The sequence below is a fragment of the Amycolatopsis sp. lyj-346 genome, assembly GCF_046548975.1.
Lineage (GTDB): Bacteria > Actinomycetota > Actinomycetes > Mycobacteriales > Pseudonocardiaceae > Amycolatopsis.
The window spans coordinates 18,067-35,745 of the sequence record NZ_JAJPWT010000003.1; the positions used below are offsets into that span (position 1 = coordinate 18,067).

18 protein-coding genes are annotated in these 17,679 nt (G+C 70.9%); 7 read left to right on the forward strand and 11 right to left on the reverse strand.

Annotation, left to right across the window (positions count from 1 at the left end; genetic code table 11):
- Window positions 1–22: 22 nt before the first annotated feature.
- The 3 genes from ACLJQE_RS11665 (at window position 23) to ACLJQE_RS11675 (ending at window position 2,176) form a co-directional block, all read left to right on the forward strand.
- Window positions 23–595 (forward strand): chorismate mutase, encoded by a 573-nt coding sequence (locus ACLJQE_RS11665; RefSeq protein WP_410639198.1) that lies wholly within the window; start codon window positions 23–25, stop codon window positions 593–595.
- A 222-nt stretch (window positions 596–817) separates the two neighbouring features.
- The gene (locus ACLJQE_RS11670; protein ID WP_410639199.1) at window positions 818–1,279 is read left to right on the forward strand and encodes a low molecular weight protein-tyrosine-phosphatase; all 462 of its coding nucleotides are present in this window, start codon (window positions 818–820) and stop codon (window positions 1,277–1,279) included.
- A 60-nt stretch (window positions 1,280–1,339) separates the two neighbouring features.
- Window positions 1,340–2,176, forward strand: a complete 837-nt coding sequence (locus tag ACLJQE_RS11675) for an SURF1 family protein (RefSeq protein WP_410639200.1) — start codon at window positions 1,340–1,342, stop codon at window positions 2,174–2,176.
- Between the two features lie 73 nt (window positions 2,177–2,249).
- Here ACLJQE_RS11675 and ACLJQE_RS11680 read toward each other — a convergent pair whose 3' ends face one another.
- The gene (locus ACLJQE_RS11680; protein WP_410639201.1) at window positions 2,250–3,134 is read right to left on the reverse strand and encodes a cobalamin biosynthesis protein; all 885 of its coding nucleotides are present in this window, start codon (window positions 3,132–3,134) and stop codon (window positions 2,250–2,252) included.
- Between the two features lie 40 nt (window positions 3,135–3,174).
- Window positions 3,175–3,888, reverse strand: a complete 714-nt coding sequence (locus ACLJQE_RS11685) for a FadR/GntR family transcriptional regulator (protein WP_410639202.1) — start codon at window positions 3,886–3,888, stop codon at window positions 3,175–3,177.
- A 101-nt stretch (window positions 3,889–3,989) separates the two neighbouring features.
- On the opposite strand from ACLJQE_RS11685, the gene ACLJQE_RS11690 reads away from it, so the two are divergent.
- The 4 genes from ACLJQE_RS11690 to ACLJQE_RS11705 all read left to right on the forward strand — a co-directional run bounded on the left by ACLJQE_RS11690 (window position 3,990) and on the right by ACLJQE_RS11705 (window position 6,781).
- Window positions 3,990–4,484 (forward strand): gluconokinase, encoded by a 495-nt coding sequence (locus ACLJQE_RS11690; RefSeq protein WP_410639203.1) that lies wholly within the window; start codon window positions 3,990–3,992, stop codon window positions 4,482–4,484.
- Window positions 4,481–5,848 (forward strand): gluconate:H+ symporter, encoded by a 1,368-nt coding sequence (locus ACLJQE_RS11695; protein WP_410639204.1) that lies wholly within the window; start codon window positions 4,481–4,483, stop codon window positions 5,846–5,848. The genes ACLJQE_RS11690 and ACLJQE_RS11695 overlap by 4 nt, the downstream gene beginning before the upstream one ends.
- A 109-nt stretch (window positions 5,849–5,957) precedes the next feature.
- Window positions 5,958–6,281 (forward strand): ArsR/SmtB family transcription factor, encoded by a 324-nt coding sequence (locus ACLJQE_RS11700; RefSeq protein WP_410607879.1) that lies wholly within the window; start codon window positions 5,958–5,960, stop codon window positions 6,279–6,281.
- Window positions 6,278–6,781, forward strand: coding sequence for an SRPBCC domain-containing protein (locus ACLJQE_RS11705; protein ID WP_410639205.1), 504 nt, complete (start codon window positions 6,278–6,280; stop codon window positions 6,779–6,781). The genes ACLJQE_RS11700 and ACLJQE_RS11705 overlap by 4 nt, the downstream gene beginning before the upstream one ends.
- 53 nt (window positions 6,782–6,834) lie before the next feature.
- Here the strand turns inward: ACLJQE_RS11705 and ACLJQE_RS11710 are convergent, their stop codons facing one another.
- The 9 genes from ACLJQE_RS11710 to ACLJQE_RS11750 form a co-directional block, all read right to left on the reverse strand.
- On the reverse strand, window positions 6,835–7,803 hold the full coding sequence (locus ACLJQE_RS11710; protein WP_410639206.1) for an N-acetylglucosamine kinase: 969 nt from the start codon (window positions 7,801–7,803) through the stop codon (window positions 6,835–6,837).
- Window positions 7,800–9,065, reverse strand: coding sequence for a 6-phospho-beta-glucosidase (locus ACLJQE_RS11715; protein WP_410639207.1), 1,266 nt, complete (start codon window positions 9,063–9,065; stop codon window positions 7,800–7,802). Before ACLJQE_RS11715 ends, ACLJQE_RS11710 begins: the two co-directional genes overlap by 4 nt.
- The gene (locus ACLJQE_RS11720) at window positions 9,062–9,952 is read right to left on the reverse strand and encodes a carbohydrate ABC transporter permease (RefSeq protein WP_410639208.1); all 891 of its coding nucleotides are present in this window, start codon (window positions 9,950–9,952) and stop codon (window positions 9,062–9,064) included. Before ACLJQE_RS11720 ends, ACLJQE_RS11715 begins: the two co-directional genes overlap by 4 nt.
- A gap of 70 nt (window positions 9,953–10,022) precedes the next feature.
- Window positions 10,023–11,015 (reverse strand): carbohydrate ABC transporter permease, encoded by a 993-nt coding sequence (locus tag ACLJQE_RS11725; protein WP_410639209.1) that lies wholly within the window; start codon window positions 11,013–11,015, stop codon window positions 10,023–10,025.
- On the reverse strand, window positions 11,012–12,370 hold the full coding sequence (locus ACLJQE_RS11730; RefSeq protein ID WP_410639210.1) for an extracellular solute-binding protein: 1,359 nt from the start codon (window positions 12,368–12,370) through the stop codon (window positions 11,012–11,014). The genes ACLJQE_RS11725 and ACLJQE_RS11730 overlap by 4 nt, the downstream gene beginning before the upstream one ends.
- 11 nt (window positions 12,371–12,381) lie before the next feature.
- A complete protein-coding gene (locus ACLJQE_RS11735) occupies window positions 12,382–13,599 on the reverse strand; it encodes an ROK family transcriptional regulator (RefSeq protein WP_410639776.1) in 1,218 nt (405 codons plus the stop codon).
- Between the two features lie 384 nt (window positions 13,600–13,983).
- Window positions 13,984–15,003, reverse strand: a complete 1,020-nt coding sequence (nudC, locus tag ACLJQE_RS11740; protein ID WP_410639211.1) for an NAD(+) diphosphatase — start codon at window positions 15,001–15,003, stop codon at window positions 13,984–13,986.
- Window positions 15,003–16,382 (reverse strand): M16 family metallopeptidase, encoded by a 1,380-nt coding sequence (locus ACLJQE_RS11745; RefSeq protein ID WP_410639212.1) that lies wholly within the window; start codon window positions 16,380–16,382, stop codon window positions 15,003–15,005. Before ACLJQE_RS11745 ends, nudC begins: the two co-directional genes overlap by 1 nt.
- Window positions 16,379–17,671, reverse strand: coding sequence for a M16 family metallopeptidase (locus ACLJQE_RS11750; RefSeq protein WP_410639213.1), 1,293 nt, complete (start codon window positions 17,669–17,671; stop codon window positions 16,379–16,381). Before ACLJQE_RS11750 ends, ACLJQE_RS11745 begins: the two co-directional genes overlap by 4 nt.
- Window positions 17,672–17,679: the final 8 nt, after the last annotated feature.

Sequence of the window (17,679 nt, forward strand, 5' to 3'; positions counted from 1 at the left end):
TTCGCATGTACCTTTCCGGATCATGCGCCTTCGGTCCTTGCTCGTCTCGGTGACGGCGGTCCTCGCCGGGTCCCTGCTCTTCGCCGCGCCCGCCTCGGCGTCGGACACGTCCACGTCGTTGTGGCGGCTCACCGATCTGGCGGCGCAGCGCGTCGCGATCGCCGACCAGGTGGCCGCGGCCAAGTACGGCACGCCGTCGCCGATCGACGACCCGGCGCGGGAGCAGCAGATCTACGACTCGGTCGCGGCGCGGGCCCCGCAGCTGGGCCTCGCCCCGGCGGACGCGGTGCGGTTCTTCCGCGCCCAGATCGAGGCGAACAAGCTGGTGCAGCGCGGCCTCTACGCACGCTGGGACGCGCACCCCGCGGAGGCGCCGTCGACCCGCCCGGACCTCGGGCAGATCCGCCCGGTGATCGACGGGCTCAACACGGGCCTGCTGACCGAGCTGGCGGCGACGATCCCGGTCCGGGCGGCGCGATCGTGCCCGCTCCGGCAGCTGGTGACGGCGAGCATCGTGGACGGTTTCCACCGGTTCGGCGCACTGCACGCGCGCGCTCTCGGCGAAGCGACGTCGGCGACCTGTACGGCGGGTTAGGGGCGCCCCGGCGGCGTCGAGCCGCCGCGGGCGCCGGAGCCGGTCAGTTGCAGTTGCCGCAGCAGCCGCAGCCCAGGCCGGTGCACTTCGAGCAGCACCCGTGCATGATCGCTCTCCTTCCGGTTCGCGTCCTCGCCCGATCGACGCTAAGTGCGTGCCGCGCGCCGCGGATACCGCCGAGCGGGCGGGTGACCGGGTGAACCCGCTGGTTACGCTCGGGGCGTGACGCACATCGTCTTCGTCTGCTCCGGCAACATCTGCCGCTCCCCGATGGCCGAGCTGGTGTTCCGGGCCAAGCTCGCCGACGCCGGTCTCGACGGCGCCGTCCGGGTGACCAGCGCGGGCACCGGCCCGTGGCACGCCGGGGAGCCCGCCGACAAGCGCGCCCGCGCGACGCTGAAGGCGCACGGCTACCCGGCCACGCACGTCGCGTCCGAGGTGTCGGACGAAGACCTCGCCGCCGACCTGCTGCTCGCCGCGGACGAGGGACACCTCGATTTCCTGCGGTCGCGGGCCGGCGACCCGGCGAAGGTACGGCTGCTGCGGTCGTTCGACCCGTCGGCACCCGAGGGGGCCGAGGTCCCGGACCCGTACTACGGCGGCGACGAGGGCTTCGAAGACGTCCTCGGCATGATCGAGCGCGCGGTGCCCGGTTTGCTGGATTGGGTGCGTGCACGCGGGTAGGAGTCACCGGTGACGGAGGTCGGCGGGCGGCCCGGACGGGGCACGCCTTACCGTGGTGGGGTGCGGTTGCGGTTCCTGCTCCGGCCCGGCTGGCTGGCTCTGACGGCGGTGGTGTTCACCTTCGCCGTCTGCTGCTTCACGCTGCTTTCACCGTGGCAGTTCAGCCGCAACACCGAGCGCGAGCAGCAGAACGCCTCGCTGGAGACGTCGTTCACCGCGGCGCCGGTGCCGCTGCCGCAGCTGCTGCCGCCGGGGAGCGTGCCCGACCAGCGCACCGAGTGGCACCTCGTCTCGATCACCGGCCAGTACCTGCCGGACAAGGAGGTCATCGCGCGGTTGCGGACGGTCCAGGGCGAAGGGGCCTTCGAGGTGCTGACGCCGATGCGGACCACCGACGGCACGATCGTGCTGATCGACCGCGGCTACGTCCGGCTGGACAGCAAGTCGGCCGCGCTGCCGTTCGCGCCGCCGCCGGCCGGGACCGTCACCGTGACGGCTCGCGTGCGCGCCGACGAAAACGACCCGAAGCACCGCGACGCCTTCGCCGACGCCTCGACCGGCGGGCGGCTGCAGAGCTACGTCGTCGACTCCCGGGTGGTGGCGCGCGCGGGCGGCCTCGACATCCGGCCGGGCTACTTCCAGCTCGACGTCGGCCAGCCCGGCGTGCTCGGCGCGTTGCCGCTGCCGCAGACGGATTCGGGACCGTTCCTGTCGTACGCGCTGCAGTGGATCGCGTTCGGCGCGATGGCGCTGCTCGGCTGGCTGTACTTCACGGTCCGCGAGCTGAAGCCGGGCGGAGCGCTGGACGCGTCCTCCTCGGCGGCCCCTTCGCGCCGGAAGTCGGTCGCGGAGATCCTCGCCGACGACGAACTCGCCGAAAGTGGCCATCAGAAGTAGGCCGGAAATGGCCCTGGGGTGAGGCCACTTGCCGTGGCGACACTGGGGCCAACGACGTCATGAACGGCGAGTGTCAGCGGCGCCCGAAACCCGCCACCACGGCGACCACCACCGCGGTCGCTCCCGCCAGCCAGCCGACCACGCGGGACAGCTCCACCGCGCGCGTCACGTGGCCCGCGTCCGGATTCCGCCCGACGCCCAGCACCGGCAGCTCCAGCACGCCGTGCGGGTACACCGTGCGGCCGCCGACCCGGATCTCCAGCGCTCCGGCGAACGCCGCCTCCACGCGGCCCGCGTTCGGGCTCGGGTGGGCGATCGTGTCGCGGCGCCAGGCCCGCCAGGCGCCGCCCGCCGAGCCGCCGACCACCGGGGCCGCCAGGACCGTCAAGGCCGCCGCCACGCGGGTGGGCACCAGGTGGACCAGCTCGTCCAGTCGGTCCACCGCCCAGTGGCCGGGGCGGCCCGCTCGCGACCGGCGCAGCAGGCTCACCGCCCGCGCGCCCAGCAAGCCCGGCACGCCCGCGAGGGCGCCCCACACCAGCGGGGCCACCACCGCGTCGGACGTGTTCTCCGCCAGCGTCTCCACCGAGGCTCGGGACAGCGCGATCGCGCCCAGGCCGTCGGCCACCCGGGGGTCCAGTTCGGACAGTGTGGTCCGGGCCGGCTCGAAGCGGCACTCCTCCAGGTCGCGGGCCAGTTCCGTGCCCTGCTGAGCCAAGCCCGCCGCGCCGAGGACCGCCCACGTCGTCACCGCCGTCGCCGAGGCCTGCACCAGCGGGCGGCCTCGGCCGGCTCGCTCCAGCAGCGCGCCGCCGACCACCGCCGCGGCCGCGACCAGGACGCTCGAGCGGTGCGGGAGACGGCGGAACGCCGTCACCGGGAGGCGACGGCGGGGGTCGCCGAGGGCGCCGTCGGCCGCCACGCCCAACACCAGTCCGATCGCGCGCGCCGCGCTCACCCGTGCCCCCCGGCGGAAGTAAGTCCAGTTCCCCAGGAGGCTACTCGACCTCGGCCCCCTCCTCCGCCACCAGGGCGGCGATCTCGTCACGGGCCTGGACGACGATGTCGCGCATCGCCCGCTCCGCCCGGTCGGCGTCGCCGTCGGCCACCGCCGCGGCCACCGCGACGTGCAGCGCGACGGCCTCGGGCTGCGGCTCCGGCGGCATCAGGCCGTGCCCGGTCCGCCCGGTGAGCACCTCCGCGACGACCTCCGACAGCTGCCCGAACATCGGGTTCCGGGACGCGGTCAGCAGCAGGTCGTGGAAGGCGATGTCGAACCCGAGGAACGACGAAAGGTCACGCGCCCTGGCCGTCCGCGCCAGCCGCTCCGCCAGCGCACCGAGGCGGCCGCGTTCCTCCGGCGTCGCGCGCAGGGCCGCGAACCGCGCCGCGCACGGCTCGATCGCCGAGCGCAGCTCGTTCAGCGTGGCGAGCGCCGCCGGGCGGGCCGGGCCGTCGAGCTGCCAGCGGATCAGCCGCGGGTCGTAGTGGTTCCACTCCGCCGGCTCCCGGACGGTCACCCCGACCCGGCGTTTGCTGGTGGTCAGCTGCATCGTCTCCAGCACGCGCACGACTTCGCGGGCCACGGTCCGCGAAGCGCCGAAGCGTTCTTGCAGCTCTTCGGAGCGCAGCACGGTGCCCGGCGCCAGCGATCCGTTCGCGATCGCCGCACCCAGCGCGTCCAGCACCTGTTCGTGCCTGTCGGTCCCCACTCCGCGAGGCTAACGTCTGATTCGATTAAGTAGTACTTCATCTTGAATAAGTAGTACTTTTGAGTTTCACTCGCCTGGGCACAACGAAGTGGGAGGTGCGGATGACCGTCATCGTGGTGATGGGGGTGTCAGGCTCCGGGAAGACGACGATCGGCACGGCGCTCGCCGAGGCCCTCGGTGTCGAGTACGCGGAAGCGGACACGTTCCACCCGAAAGCCAACATCGACAAGATGACCGCCGGCACGCCGCTGACGGACGAGGACCGCGCGCCGTGGCTCGAAGCCATCGCCGGCTGGATCCGCGAGCACCAGGCCGCCGGCGGCGTCGTGACGTCGTCCGCGCTCAAGCGCCGGTACCGCGACGTCCTGCGCAGCGGCGGCGACGTCTGGTTCGCCCACCTCGACGGCCCGCGCGAACTGCTGGCCGAGCGCATGAAGACCCGGTCGGGCCACTTCATGCCGGTGTCGCTGCTGGAGTCGCAGCTGGCCACCCTCGAACCCCTGCAGCCGGACGAGCCCGGCGCGATCTTCGCCATCACCGGCACTCCGGAGGAGATCACCGAAGCCGCGCTGGCCGCCTTCCGGGAGCACGCGTGAACGCCGTCCTCGCCGCCGGCTGGACCGGCCACTCCACGCGCCTGATCGTCGCGACCGTCGTCGCGATCGCCGTCATCGTCGTGCTGATCACGAAGGTGAAGCTGCACCCGTTCCTGTCGCTGGTGCTCGGTTCGCTCGCGCTCGGGCTGACCGCCGGGATGCCGGTCGACAAGCTGCTGAAGAGCTTCACGACCGGCGTCGGCAGCACGGTCGCGTCCGTCGGCATCCTCATCGCCCTCGGCGCGATGCTCGGCAAGCTGCTGGCCGACTCCGGCGGCGCCGACCAGATCGTCGACACCGTGCTCGGCAAGGCCCGCGACAAGAGCCTGCCGTGGGCGATGGCGCTCGTCGCGGCCCTGATCGGGCTGCCGATGTTCTTCGAGATCGGGCTCGTGATGTTGATCCCGGTGGTGCTGCTGGCGGTCAAGCGCACCGGGAAGCCGTTGATGCTGCTGGGCATTCCCGCCGTGGCGGGGCTTTCGGTGCTGCACGGCCTCGTCCCGCCGCACCCCGGCCCGCTGGCCGCGGCCGGCGCGCTCAACGCGAACGTGGGTGTCACGCTGGCGTTCGGCCTGCTCGTCGGCATCCCGACGGTGGTCGTCGCGGGCCCGCTGTTCGGACGGCTCGCGGCCCGGCTGGTGCCGGACGCCGTGCCGCCGGAGCGGCTGATCCCGGAACGCGCCGACACGAGCAAGCCGCGGCCGAGCTTCGCCGCGACGCTCACGACGGTGCTGCTGCCGGTCGTACTCATGCTGGCGAAAGCCCTGTCGGACATCCTGCTGGCCAAGGACAACCAGGCCCGCAAGATCCTCGACTTCGCCGGCGACCCGCTGATCGCGCTGCTCGCGGCGGTGCTGGTGGGCATGGTGCTGCTCGGCCGCCCGGCCGGGCTCGGCCGGGACAAACTGTCCACTGTGGTCGGTGATTCGCTCGGCCCGATCGCCGGGATCATCCTCATCGTCGGCGCGGGCGGCGGGTTCAAGCAGACCCTGGTCGACGGCGGCGTCGGCGACGTCATCACCGGCCTGGCCGAGGACGCGAACCTGTCGCCACTGCTGCTCGGCTGGCTGGTCGCGGTGGCGATCCGCCTGGCGACGGGCTCGGCCACGGTCGCGACGGTCTCGGCGGCGGGCATCGTGGCCCCGCTCGCGGCGACCATGGACCCGTCACAGAGCGCCCTGCTGGTCCTGGCGATCGGCGCCGGCTCACTGTTCTTCTCCCACGTCAACGACGCCGGGTTCTGGCTGGTCAAGGAGTACTTCGGGCTCTCGGTCGGCCAGACGCTGAAGAGCTGGTCGGTGATGGAAACCCTGATCTCCGTGGTCGCCATCGCCCTGATCCTCCCCCTCTCCCTCCTCGTCTAAGACGGAGCTTTCGCCGTGAAAGTGTTCCGGAGGACACACCTCCGGAACACTTTCACGGCGAAAGTGACGTCTGTTGACATGTGACCTTTTGGTCACCTATCTTGGGTGGGTGCCCGACGACGACCTGGTGTTCAAGGCGCTGGCGGATCCGACCCGCCGGTTCCTGCTCGACCTGCTCTTCGAGCGCGACGGCCGCACGCTCACCGAGCTGGAGACCCAGGTGGAGATGACCCGCTTCGGCGTCATGAAGCACCTGAAGCTCCTGGAAGAGGCCGGGCTCGTCGTCGCGCGCAAGGAAGGCCGCGAGAAGCGGCACTTCCTCAACCCCGTCCCGATCCGCCAGATCCACGACCGGTGGATCGACAAGTACACCGAGCGCCAGGTCACCGCGCTCCTCGACCTCAAGAACGAGCTGGAAGGCGAAGACCCATGACGAACACCGTGCAGGTCCACCGCGTCTACATCAAGGCCACCCCGGAGCGCATCTGGGAAGCCATCACCAAGCCCGAGTGGACGCAGAAGTACGGCTACACCGGCCTCGTGGACTTCGACCTCAAGCCCGGCGGCAAGCACCGCACCCGGCCGACGCAGGACTTCATCGACGCCGGGTTCACCGGCGACCTCGTCGACGGCGAAGTCCTCGAAGCCGACCCGCCGCGCAAGCTCGTCGTCACCTGGAAGCTGCTGATGGGCCAGGAGGTCGCCGAGGAGCCCTACAGCACCCTCACCTACGACATCGAGGAGACGAAGACCGCGGGCACCCGGCTCACGGTCACCCACGACCTCACCGGCGCCCCGAACACCGCCGCGCTGGTCAGCGGCGAGCTGGAGGACATCAACGCCGGCCCGGGCGAGAACGCGGGCGGCGGCTGGGCGTGGATCCTGTCCGACCTCAAGTCGCTGCTGGAGACCGGCGAGATCCTGGTGCCGTAGGGGTCTGGCGGAGCCTGTCCCGCGCCGCTTCGGGACAGGCTCCGCCAGAGTCTTCAGACGCGCTGGGTCGCCGCCTTGAGTGCCGCCTTCGCGGCCTCCGGCGCCCCCAGCGCGTCGAGGCCGAACAGCGCCGCGCCCACCACGGGGTTGACGTCGACCACCCGGACCACCGCGCGCGGCGCCACCTTGAGGCACCGGCGTTCGATCTCCGCGATCACCGTGGCGCCGACCCCGGTCAGCACCCCGCCGCCGAGGACGATCTCGGGCGCGTCCTCGGTCAGGTCCAGCTCGCGGAGGATCACCGCGGCGAACACGCTGACCTCCTCGACGAACCGCGTCACGATGTCCTGCGCGACCTCGTCCCCCGCCGCCGCGACTTCGAACAGCAGCGGGCACAGGCCGTGGATCGAGGCGGGGTCGATCTCCTCGAAGTGCAGGCCCTGCACCACGTCCAGCAGGGTCGGCTTGGCGAAGTACGCCGCCACCGCCGGCCTCAGTGCCGTCCGCGGGCCGCGGCCGTCCTCGGCGCGCACGGCCCACCACAGGGCCTCTTCGCCGAGCCGGTAGCCGCCGCCCCAGTCGCCGGAGATCTTGCCCAGTGCGGGAAAGCGGTGCACGCGGCCGTCGGGGCCGACGCCGGCGCCGTTGATCCCGGCGCCGCAGACGACCGCGACGCCCACCCCCGCGCTGCCCGCCCGGAGCAGCGCGAGGGTGTCGTTGCCGACGGTCAGCGTGTCGCTCCAGCCGCGGGCCGCGAGGGCCGCGTGCAGGGCTTCCTCCTCGCGCGGGAAGTCGAGCCCGGCCAGGTAGGCGGAGGTGTGGACCGCGTCCGGCCGGGTCCCGGACGCCGGGTACGCCTCGAGCACCAGTTCTTCCAGCGCCGCAACACATCCTGCGACGCCGATGTTCTGCGGCGAAGCGCCGGGACCGCGGGACGACCCGAGCACCACGCCGTCTCCCGAGATCACCAGGACCTCGGTCTTGCTGTTGCCGCCGTCGATCGCGATGACTGCAGGCCTCATCCGCGCGCCCAGGGCAGGTACTCGCGGTTGATCTGCACCAGCGAATCGGCCAGCGTGTCGGCCTTCGTGTACTGCCCGACCAGCGGGTGCGCCAGCAGCGCGTCGGCCACCCGGTCCCGGCCGCCCTTCACCGCCGCCTCCAGCGCCAGGAACTCGTACGCCGTCGTCGCCGCGATCAGCCCGGCGAAGTTCGGCTCCACCGGCGGTTGCGGGATCGGCGTGGCCCCGGAGGAATCCACAGTGGACCGCGTCTCGATGACGGCGTCGTCCGGCAGGAACGGGAAGGTGCCCCCGTTGCGGACGTTCACCACGTGCTCCTCGGCCGGGCCGTCCGCGGTCAGCGCGTGCACCAGCTGCACGGCGGCTTCGGAGTAGTACGCCCCGCCGCGCTTTTCGAGGGACTCCGGCTTGGTCACCTGCTCCGGGTCGAGGTAGATCTTCAGGAGCTCTTCCTCGACGTCGGACACGACGTCCGCGCGCGGCCGCTCGGTGCGCTGCTTGGTGACCTGCTCGTCGTGCGCGTAGAAGTACTTCAGGTAGTACGACGGCACGACGTTCAGCCGCCGCAGCCACTTCTCCGGCACGCTGACCTCGTTGGACAGGTAGTCCAGGTGCTGCTCCAGCAGCTCGGGCAGGCGGTCGACGCCGTCGACGAGCGCGCCGCGCTCCCAGCTCAGGTGGTTCAGCCCGGTGTGGACGAGCTTGACGTCGTCCGCGCCGACACCGAGCAGCTTCCCGAACTGCCGCTGCAGGTTGATGGCGACGTTGCACAGCCCGACCGCGCGGTGGCCCTCGTTGAACAGCGCCCGCGTGACGATGCCGACCGGGTTGGTGAAGTTGACGATCCACGTGTCGTCGCCGGCGATCTTGCGGACGCGCTCGGCGATGTCGAGCACCACCGGCACCGTGCGCAGCGCCTTCGCCAGCCCGCCCGCGCCGGTCGTCTCCTGGCCGACGCAGCCGCAGACGTGCGGGAACGTCTCGTCGGAGCGCCGCGCCCGCTGCCCGCCGACGCGCAGCTGGATCAGCACGGCCGACGCGCCGTCGACGCCTTCCTCCAGCGACTGCGTGGTCCGCACCTCCGCCGGGTGCCCGGCGTGCGCCAGCAGCCGCCTGCTGAACCCGCCGACCGCCTCGACGCGGTAGGCGTCCGGGTCGACCAGCACGATCTCGTCGACGTCCAAAGTGGATCGGCGGCCGGCGATCCCGTCGATCAGCTCCGGCGTGTAGGTGGACCCGCCACCGACGACAGCCAGCTTCATCCCTTGACCCCCGTGAATGTGATGCCCTTGACGAACGACTTCTGCGCGAAGATGAACAGCACGATCACCGGCGCCATGATCAGCGCGGTCGCCGCCATCGTCATGTTCCACTCGACGTGGTGCATGCCGCGGAAGGACGCGATGGCCAGTGACAGCGGCCAGTGGTCCTGGTTTTCGCCGGTGTAGAGCAGCGGCCCGAAGTAGTCGTTCCAGGTGAACAGGAAGCAGAACATGGCGGTGGCCGCGATCCCGGGCTTGGCCATCGGGATCAGCACGCGGTACATCGCCTGGAACTCGTTGCAGCCGTCGATCTTCGCCGCTTCGAGGTAGTCCTTCGGAATGGTGAGGAAGAACTGCCGGAGCAGGAAGATCGAAAACGCGTCGAAGAAGAAGTACGGCACGATCAGCGGAACCAGCGTGCCGGTGAGGCCCATCCGGACCCACAGGTCGTACAGCGGGACGACGGTGACCTGCGGTGGCAGCAGCATCGCCGCCACCGTCAGCATGAAGAACAGGTTCTGCCCGCGCCACCGCAGTTTGGCCAGCGCGTACGCCGCCGGGATCGCCGAAAGCAGCGCGCCTGCCGTCGCCAACGCCGAATACAGCAGGCTGTTGCCGAAGTATTCGAGCAGCGGCGCCTTCTGGAACACCTTGACGAAGTTCTCGAAGTGCCATTCGCTCGGCCACAGGCTCGCCGTCATCGCCTGGTCGCTCTTCATCACCGCGGTGAGGAACACGAACAGCAGCGGCAGCATGAAGATCACGCCGAGGGCGATGCCGATCGCGTGGGTGGCGATGAAGGACAGCCGCTTGTCCCAGGTGCGCTTGAACTTCACCTTCGGTGGCACGCCCGCCGGTTTCTGCGGCGCTTCGGCCAGTGCGGTCATGCCCCCACTCCGATCTTGCGGGACACCCGCACCCGATCGGGGGCATGAACAGGCTGTCGCAAGGGTATGTTCATGCCCCCTCCTCCTGGTGCTGGGACTTCCGGAGCTGCCGCACGAGAATCCACGTGAAGCCCGACGAGACGATGAACAGCAGCACCGCCATCGCCGCCGCGTAGCCCATGTTGAAGTAGCGGAAGCCCTGGACGTACAGCCAGATCGGGTAGGTCAGCGTCGAGTTCTGCGGTGCGCCGATGAGCTTCGAGTTGCCGGCGACGTCGGCTGTTCCCGCCGACGCGGACGCGGCGACGATCGCCTGGGTGAAGAACTGCAGGGCGTAGATGATCGAGTTGACCACGCCGAACAGCAGCACCGGTGAGATCGACGGCAGCGTGACGTGCCAGAACTTGCGCACCGCGCCGGCGCCGTCGAGCTCCGCAGCCTCGTACTGCTCGGCCGGGACGTCCAGCAGCGCGGCGAGGATGATGATCATCAGCTCGCCGGAGCCCCACAGCGCCAGCAGCGTCAGCGCGGGCTTCGACATCTCCGGGCTGTTGAACCAGAGCCCGCCGTCGATGCCGACGAACCGCAGGAACCGGTTGACCGGGCCGAACTCCGGGTTGAACACGAAGACGAACGCCAGCGTCGCGGCCGCGGGCGGGGCGAGCGTCGGCAGGTAGCAGAGCGTCCGGACCAGCCCGACCCCCGACTTGAGCCGCGAGATCACCGACGCGATGCCGAGGGCGAACGTCACCCGGCAGACCGTCAGGACGACCACCAGCCACAACGTGTTGTACGCGGCCGTGCCGACCAGCGGCTCGGTGGTGAACATCCGGACGTAGTTGTCGAACCCGATGAACTGCGGCGGGTTGATCAGGTCGTAGCGGGTGAAGGAGTAGTAGACCGTGGCGATCAGCGGGTAGCCGAAGAAGATCAGGAACCCGAGGAACGCCGGGGCCATGAAGAACAGGACGGTCCGGCGGCGCTTGGCCCGGCGGGCCCCCGCCCGCGCCTTGTCCGGCGCAGGCGAGGAACCGTCGGTTTTCGCAGCAAGAGTCGAGGTCATCCGCCCGCGCCCTTTTGCTTCAGTTCGTCGTCGATCTGCGCGTCCACCTTCTTCAGGCCCTCGGTCAGGTCGGGCACCGAGCCGGCCTGCCACTTCTCGGCGAAGTCGTTGACCGCCTTGAGGTGCGCGTCGCCGATCGGCGTGGTCTGGTTGGCCACCAGCTTGCCGCTGTCGTAGATGTCGAGGAACGTCTTGAACTGCGGCTGCAGGTCCAGGCGCGGCGAGGTGAGCGCCGCCTTGGTGCTGGGCACGTTCTTCAGGCCGTTGGCCATGTCCACCAGGGTGTCGGTGTCCAGGGTGACCTGCTTGATGAGCTCCCAAGCGGCGCCGGGGTTCTTGGCGCCCTTGGGGATCGCGATGATCGTGCCGGTGGTGAAGCCGCCGCCGTAGTGGCCGGCCATGGTGTCGAGCACCGGTGCGGGTGCAGTGGCGTAGTTGAGGCCGGGTGCCTGGTCCTTGAGGAACGCGGTGCGGAACTCGCCGTCGTAGATCATCGCCAGCTTGCCCTTGTGGAAGCCGTTGTCGGCGGAGTACTCGTCACCGAGGCCGGCCTTGAACTGCTCGACCTTGTCGTGGCCACCGAGGAAGTCGATCATCTTCTTCTGGAACTCGAACATCGCCTTCCAGCCGGGGTTGGCGGCGAGGTCCGACTTGCCGTCCGGGCCGAGGAACGGCGCGCCGAAGTTCGGCGCCCAGTACTGGGCCTGGTTGGCGTAGAACGGCATCGAGGGCAGGAAACCGGCGACCTTGATCGAGCCGTCCGGGTTGAACTCGGTGAGCTTCTTGGCGTCCTCGAACCACTCCGTGGTGGTCTTCGGCGGCGAGGTGATGCCCTTCGCCGCGAACATGTCCTTGTTGTAGTAGAGCCCGTAGACGTCGGCGAGCATCGGCATCGCGCACCGCTTGCCCTGGTACTCGGTGTAGTTGCGGACCGCGTCCGGGATCTGGGTCAGGTCGATCTTGTCCCGGTCGATGTAGGGCTTGAGGTCCTGGAAGCTGCCGGTGGAGCACCAGGCACCGAGGTTGTCGGTGTAGAAGGAGATCGCGACGTCAGGCGGGTTGCCGCCGCGGATCGACTGGGTGAGCTTGTCGTCGTCCTGGTTGCCCTCGTGCTTGATCTCGATGTTCGGGAACTTCGCCTTGAGCTTGTTGAGGCCCGCGGTGACCACGCCGTACTCGCGGTCGGTGAACTTGGAGTAGACGGTGAGCGTGAGCTTGTCGTCCTTGCCGGGCGCGGCCGCCGCGTCCGTCCCGCTCGGGGCGGCGGCACCGGAGCAGGCACTGGTCAGCAGGACAGCTGCCGCGGCTGCGACGGCCAACAGGGAGCCGCGGCGGATCCGGGTGGTAGGGGGCATGGCCCTCCTCCTCATCGGTTGGGGCTACTCGGTCGGGGACGGGTGCTGCCGCCCTCGGGCCGGCGCGACCCGAGGAGCGTGGGGGTGACGACGCCGAAGACGTCCTCACGGGTGGTGGCGAGCGCCGACTGGAGCGCGCCCGCGCGAACGGCGTTGCCCTGCACGGACGCGCAGCCGACGGGTGTGCGCGGCAGGACCAGTTCGTGCAGCTTTTCCTGGACGAGCGCGGCGAACTCCTCGCCGCCGGCCCGGCTGGTGTCGCCGCAGAGGAGCACGAGCTGCGGGTCGGCGACCGCGACGAGGTTGGCGACGCCGCCGGCGACCCTTCTGGCGAGATCGTCGAGGAAGTCCGGATTCCCGGCGGCTTTCGCTTGGGTGACGGCATCCCAGGCGGTTTCCGCCGCGATGCCGTGCGCGGCGGCGAGGCGGCAGATGGCGGGCGAGTCGACCAGGTTGCCGAAGCGGGCGCCGGCCTCGGGCCAGACGTCGCCGGTGTCCACAGTGGCCGGATCGGGCACGCGCATCCAGTCGATCTCGCCGCCCCCGCCGGTGGCGCCGCGCAGCAGCCGCCGTCCGATCACGACGGCACCGCCGACGCCCTCGGACAGCCACACCATGACGAAGTCGTCGACGTCCTGGGCCAGCCCGGCGGTCATCTCCTCGACGGCGACGAGGTTGACGTCGTTCTCGATCAGGACGTCGACGCCGAGTTCGTCGCTGAGCTTCTGCGGGACGTCGAAGCCGAGCCAGCCGGGGATGTGCGGGGCGGAGGAGAGCAGGCCGGTCCGCGGATCGAACGCCCCCTGCGCGCCGATCACCACGTGGGCCAGGTCCTCCCGCTTGATCCCGGCTTCCCCGGCCACTTGGCTGAGGGCTTCCCCGAAGGTCCCGACGACGTCGGCACCGGCGTGCACGGGCAGCGGCGTCCGGTGTTCGGCGAGCACGACCCCGGCAACGTCGGCGACGACGAAGTCCGCCACGTGCGGCGTGAGATCGACGGCGGCGACGAAGGCGAGGCCGCCGTTGGCCGCCCAGAGCTGGGCCCGCGGCCCGCGGCCACCACCCCGCACCCCGGCTTTGACGACGAGAGCGTCCTCTTCGAGCCGGGTGAGCAGCTGCGCGGTGGCGGGCTTGGAGAGCCCGATGGCGAGCTCGAGTTCGGCCCGCGTGAGCGGGCCCTCCCGCAGGAGGACCTCGATGGCGGCGCGATCGTTGAGTTCGCGCAGCATCCGCGGGCTACCGGCTCGCACTCGTTCCTCCGGGCTTAATTAGGATACTTTACAGACGGTTTCCGGCGACTGTAGTGAGCCGGGGCACAGCCGTCAACACGGTCCCGCGAAACGGCCAGGTAACGCTTGGGCCGACGTTGGACCAGGTGGCAGGCGTACCGGTGAACGAGTTACGCCGCGGTGCCGGACCCGGCCAAGAATCCCCGCTCCTCTCCAGCGCCCCAATGTGGCCTTGGTTGCGTTGAACGCACCGAAGGCCACCTTGGGTGCGTTCAACGCACCGAAGGCCACATTGGGGCGCTTGGGCCGGGGCACAGGGCGCAACGGAAACGGCCCCGGCGGGTAGCCGGGGCCGTTCTTCGTGGTCGCGCTCGGTGGCGGCGGTTACTCCTCCGCGTCCGCCCAGGCCTTGAGCATCACGCGGGCGATGGACGAATTGCCCGGCAGGATGATCTCCGCCGCGCCGTTCGCGATCGGGGTCGGGCGTGCTCCCTCACCGCGGGCCGAACTGTTCTCGAACGCCGCCCGGACCTCCGCGCGCGAGACCCACAGCGCCTCTTCGATCTCGCCGTCCGCCGGGACCAGCGGCAGAAGCCGGTCCGCCCGGGCCGTGAACCCCAGCATGATCGAGCGCGGGAACGGCCACGGCTGGCTTCCCAGGTACCGCACGTCCGAGACGTCCGCACCCACCTCTTCGCGGATCTCGCGGACCACGCACGCCTCGAGGGACTCCCCCGCCTCGACGAACCCCGCCAGCACCGAATACCGGCCCGACGGCCAGATCGGCTGGCGGGCCAGCAGCACGTGGGAGCCGTTCGTCCCCTCGAGCGAGTGGACCAGGCAGATCACCGCCGGGTCCGTGCGCGGGTACTCCTCGCGCCCGCAACCCGTGCACTTGCTCGCCCAGCCGAACTGGATCAGCTCCGTCGGGTTGCCGCAGCGGGTGCAGAACTTGGCCTGGCGGCGCCAGAACCGCAACGCCTGCGCCGTCGTGAACAGGCCCGCCGACGTGTCGTCCAGCAGGTCGCCGTACCCGCGCAGCTCGACCCAGATCTCGCCGTCCGCGCGCGGGACCTCCTCGACGAAACCCCAGCTGCCCGCCATCTTCACCGTGTCGGCTTCACCCGACGGGCCGCCCGGCAGCGACCAGTAGTCGACGTCCTGCCACTCGCCGAGGAACACCGCGTCCGCGGGCGGGGAAGCCCCGAAGTCGACGGCCTTCCGGAACGCCAACGTCGACGCGCCTTCGACGACCGGCGTGCGCCCGGTGTCGTCCAGGAGGACGACCCGGGCGTCGGCCCACCGCGACGACAGCCGCGACGGGTTGGTGCGCAAACCTTCCTGACGGTCCACTGTGGACCGCGAGAGGGTCGGCAGGGCACCGAGGGAGAACGGGACGGACATCAGGCCGGCTCGCCCACGACGACGTCGCCGAGCGCCAGCAGCTTCCGCTCCAGGATCGCCGCGTCACCGACCACCACGCCCGTGAACCGCTTGGGGGCGAAGTACTTCAGCGCCGCTTCGGCCACGTCGTCGGCGGTGACGGCGGCGACGCGCGCCGGGTGCTCGTTCAGCCACTCCAGGCCGAGGCCCGTCGACGCCAGCGCCAGCACCTGGCCGGCCAGCCCGGCCTGCGACGACGTCGAGGTCAGCAGCGAGCCGATCGCGTACTGCCGCACCGACTCCAGCTCGTCGCCGGACGGCGGGACCTGGCCGAGGCGGCCCAGCTCGTAGCGGGTCTCCAGCAGCGCCGGGGCCGTCGCATCGGTCGCGGTGTCCGCGTCGACGTTGACCACCGCGGTGCCGTCGGTGAACTCGAACCCGGAGTGCGCGGAGTACGTGTACCCCTTGTTCTCGCGGATGTTCTCCACCAGCCGCGACGAGAAGTACCCGCCGTAGGCCAGGTTCGCCAGCTGCAGCGCCGCGTACCCCGGGTCGGTGCGCGGCACGGTCTGCGCGGAAAGGCGGATCTGCGACTGGACGGCGCCGGCGCGCGGCACCAGCAGCACGTCCGGCCCGGTCAGGTCGGGCAGCGGCGGCAGCCGCACGGCGGAGCGGTCCGACGCCCAGCCGCCGAGCACCTTCTCCAGGTCGCCGACGACACCGGCCGGGTCGAGGTCGCCGACCAGCACCATGACCGAACCCCGCGGCAGCACCGACGCCTGGTGCAGCGCCCGGACCTGCTCGGGGGTCACGACGGCGACGTCTTCGGCGCGCGGGACCTCGCGGGTCGCCGGGTGGTCGCCGTAGCGGTGCTTCTGCAGGGCCTCCCGCGCGATCGTGCGCGGCTGGGTGCGCGAGACGGCGATCCGCTCGACCAGCCGCTCCTTCTCGCGCGCGATCTCCTCGTCGGCGTAGGTCGCCCCGGTGAGGACGTCGCCGAGCACGTCGAGGAACGTCGGCAGCTTGTCGGCCAGCGCGGACCCGGTGAGCACCAGGCGCTCCGGGTCGACGCCGGCGCCGATGTCGCCGCCGATGAGCGCCAGCTCGGCGTCGATCTCGATGCGGTTGCGGCGGGCGGTGCCGGTCAGGAGCGTCTCGGCGAGCACCTCGGCGGTCGCCGGGTGCAGCGCGTCGTCACCGGCGAACGGGATCCACAGGCGCGCCTCGACCATCGGCACGGTCGCCTTGCGCACGGCCACCACGCGCAGGCCGTTCGCCAGCTGGGTGTCCACATGGGACAGATCGCCGGCGGCCCGCTGCTCGCCGAGCGGCGGCAGCGGCCGCGGCCCCCGCGCGGTGCGGCCGATCTCCTCGGCGCTGCGGTGCGTTGCTGAAGTCACTGCTCGTTGTTCCCTTCCGAAGCGGGCTTGACCACCAGCACGGCGCGCGCGTCCGGGCGCAGCGCCTTCGCCGCCGCCGACACGGCTTCCGCGGTGACGGCGGACATCCGGTCCGCGAGCCGGTACACCAGCGACGCGTCGCCGTAGAGCAGTTCGAACGAACCGAGGGCCAGTGTCCGGGAGACCAGCCGGTCGTGCTCCGAGTGCAGGCTCGCCGTCCAGCGGGCGGTGACCTTGCGCAGGTCTTCCTCGCTCGGCGGGGTCTCGGCGAGCTTCTCGAGCTCGTCGTCGAGCGCGGCGAGCACGCGCTCGCGGGACACCTCGTGCGGGTGGATCAGGGTGATGGTGAACGTGTCGGGGTCGCGGGCCTCGAACGGGCCGAACAGCCCGGCGCCCGCGCCGATGTCGACGACCAGGGGCTCGCGGTGCACCAGCCGCTGCTGCAGGCGGGAGCCGTCGCCGTCGGTGAGCACGCCGGCCAGCACGAGGTAGGCCAGGTAGCTGTCGACGTCGTTGATCGGGTCCGGCATCCGGTAGCCGATGCCGAGCGCGGGCAGCGGGGCGTGCGCGTCTTCGATCTCGTCGCGCAGCTCGGTGGTCGGCAGCGGCTCGGCGAAGGACGGCCGCTGCGGCGCCGGCCGGTGCGGGACGTCGCCGAAGTGGTCCTCGATCAGCTTCTTGGCGTTGTCCACTTCGAAGTCGCCCGCCACCGTCAGCACGGCGTTCGCCGGCGAGTAGTAGGTGTCGAAGAACGCCGCGCAGTCGTCCACCGTGGCGCTTTCGAGGTCCTCGAAGCCGCCGTAGCCGTTGTGCGCGTTGGGGAACGTCGAGTACAGCACCGGCGGCAGGGTGATCCACGGGAACCCGCCGTACGGCCGGTTCAGCACGTTGAGCCGGATTTCTTCCTTGACGACGTCGATCTGGTTCGCCAGGTTCTCCGCCGTCAGCTTCGGCGCGCGCATCCGGTCGGCTTCGAGGAACAGCGCACGCTCGAGCGCGGCGCTCGGGAGCACCTCGAAGTAGTCGGTGTAGTCGGGGTGGGTGGACCCGTTGAAGGTCCCGCCGCTGGACTGCACGTGCCGGAAGTGCGCGAGTTTCTCCAGGCTCTCGGAGCCCTGGAACATCAGGTGCTCGAAGAGGTGGGCGAAACCGGTGCGCCCCTCCGGCTCGGAACGGAAACCCACGTCGTAGTGCACGCTGACGCCGACCACCGGCGCGGTCGCGTCGGGGGCGAGAACCACGCGCAGACCGTTGTCTAGGGTGTATCGGACGAGCTCGGGATCGGCCATGACCCCAC

Coding starts and splice junctions, on each gene's coding strand:
- ACLJQE_RS11705 (WP_410639205.1), top strand. CDS start 6,278: ATGACGAACACCGTGCAGGTCCACCGCGTCTACATCAAGGCCACCCCG.
- ACLJQE_RS11730 (WP_410639210.1), bottom strand. CDS start 12,370: ATGCCCCCTACCACCCGGATCCGCCGCGGCTCCCTGTTGGCCGTCGCA.
- ACLJQE_RS11710 (WP_410639206.1), bottom strand. CDS start 7,803: ATGAGGCCTGCAGTCATCGCGATCGACGGCGGCAACAGCAAGACCGAG.
- ACLJQE_RS11735 (WP_410639776.1), bottom strand. CDS start 13,599: ATGCTGCGCGAACTCAACGATCGCGCCGCCATCGAGGTCCTCCTGCGG.
- ACLJQE_RS11720 (WP_410639208.1), bottom strand. CDS start 9,952: ATGACCGCACTGGCCGAAGCGCCGCAGAAACCGGCGGGCGTGCCACCG.
- ACLJQE_RS11750 (WP_410639213.1), bottom strand. CDS start 17,671: ATGGCCGATCCCGAGCTCGTCCGATACACCCTAGACAACGGTCTGCGC.
- ACLJQE_RS11725 (WP_410639209.1), bottom strand. CDS start 11,015: ATGACCTCGACTCTTGCTGCGAAAACCGACGGTTCCTCGCCTGCGCCG.
- nudC (WP_410639211.1), bottom strand. CDS start 15,003: ATGTCCGTCCCGTTCTCCCTCGGTGCCCTGCCGACCCTCTCGCGGTCC.
- ACLJQE_RS11690 (WP_410639203.1), top strand. CDS start 3,990: ATGACCGTCATCGTGGTGATGGGGGTGTCAGGCTCCGGGAAGACGACG.
- ACLJQE_RS11665 (WP_410639198.1), top strand. CDS start 23: ATGCGCCTTCGGTCCTTGCTCGTCTCGGTGACGGCGGTCCTCGCCGGG.
- ACLJQE_RS11715 (WP_410639207.1), bottom strand. CDS start 9,065: ATGAAGCTGGCTGTCGTCGGTGGCGGGTCCACCTACACGCCGGAGCTG.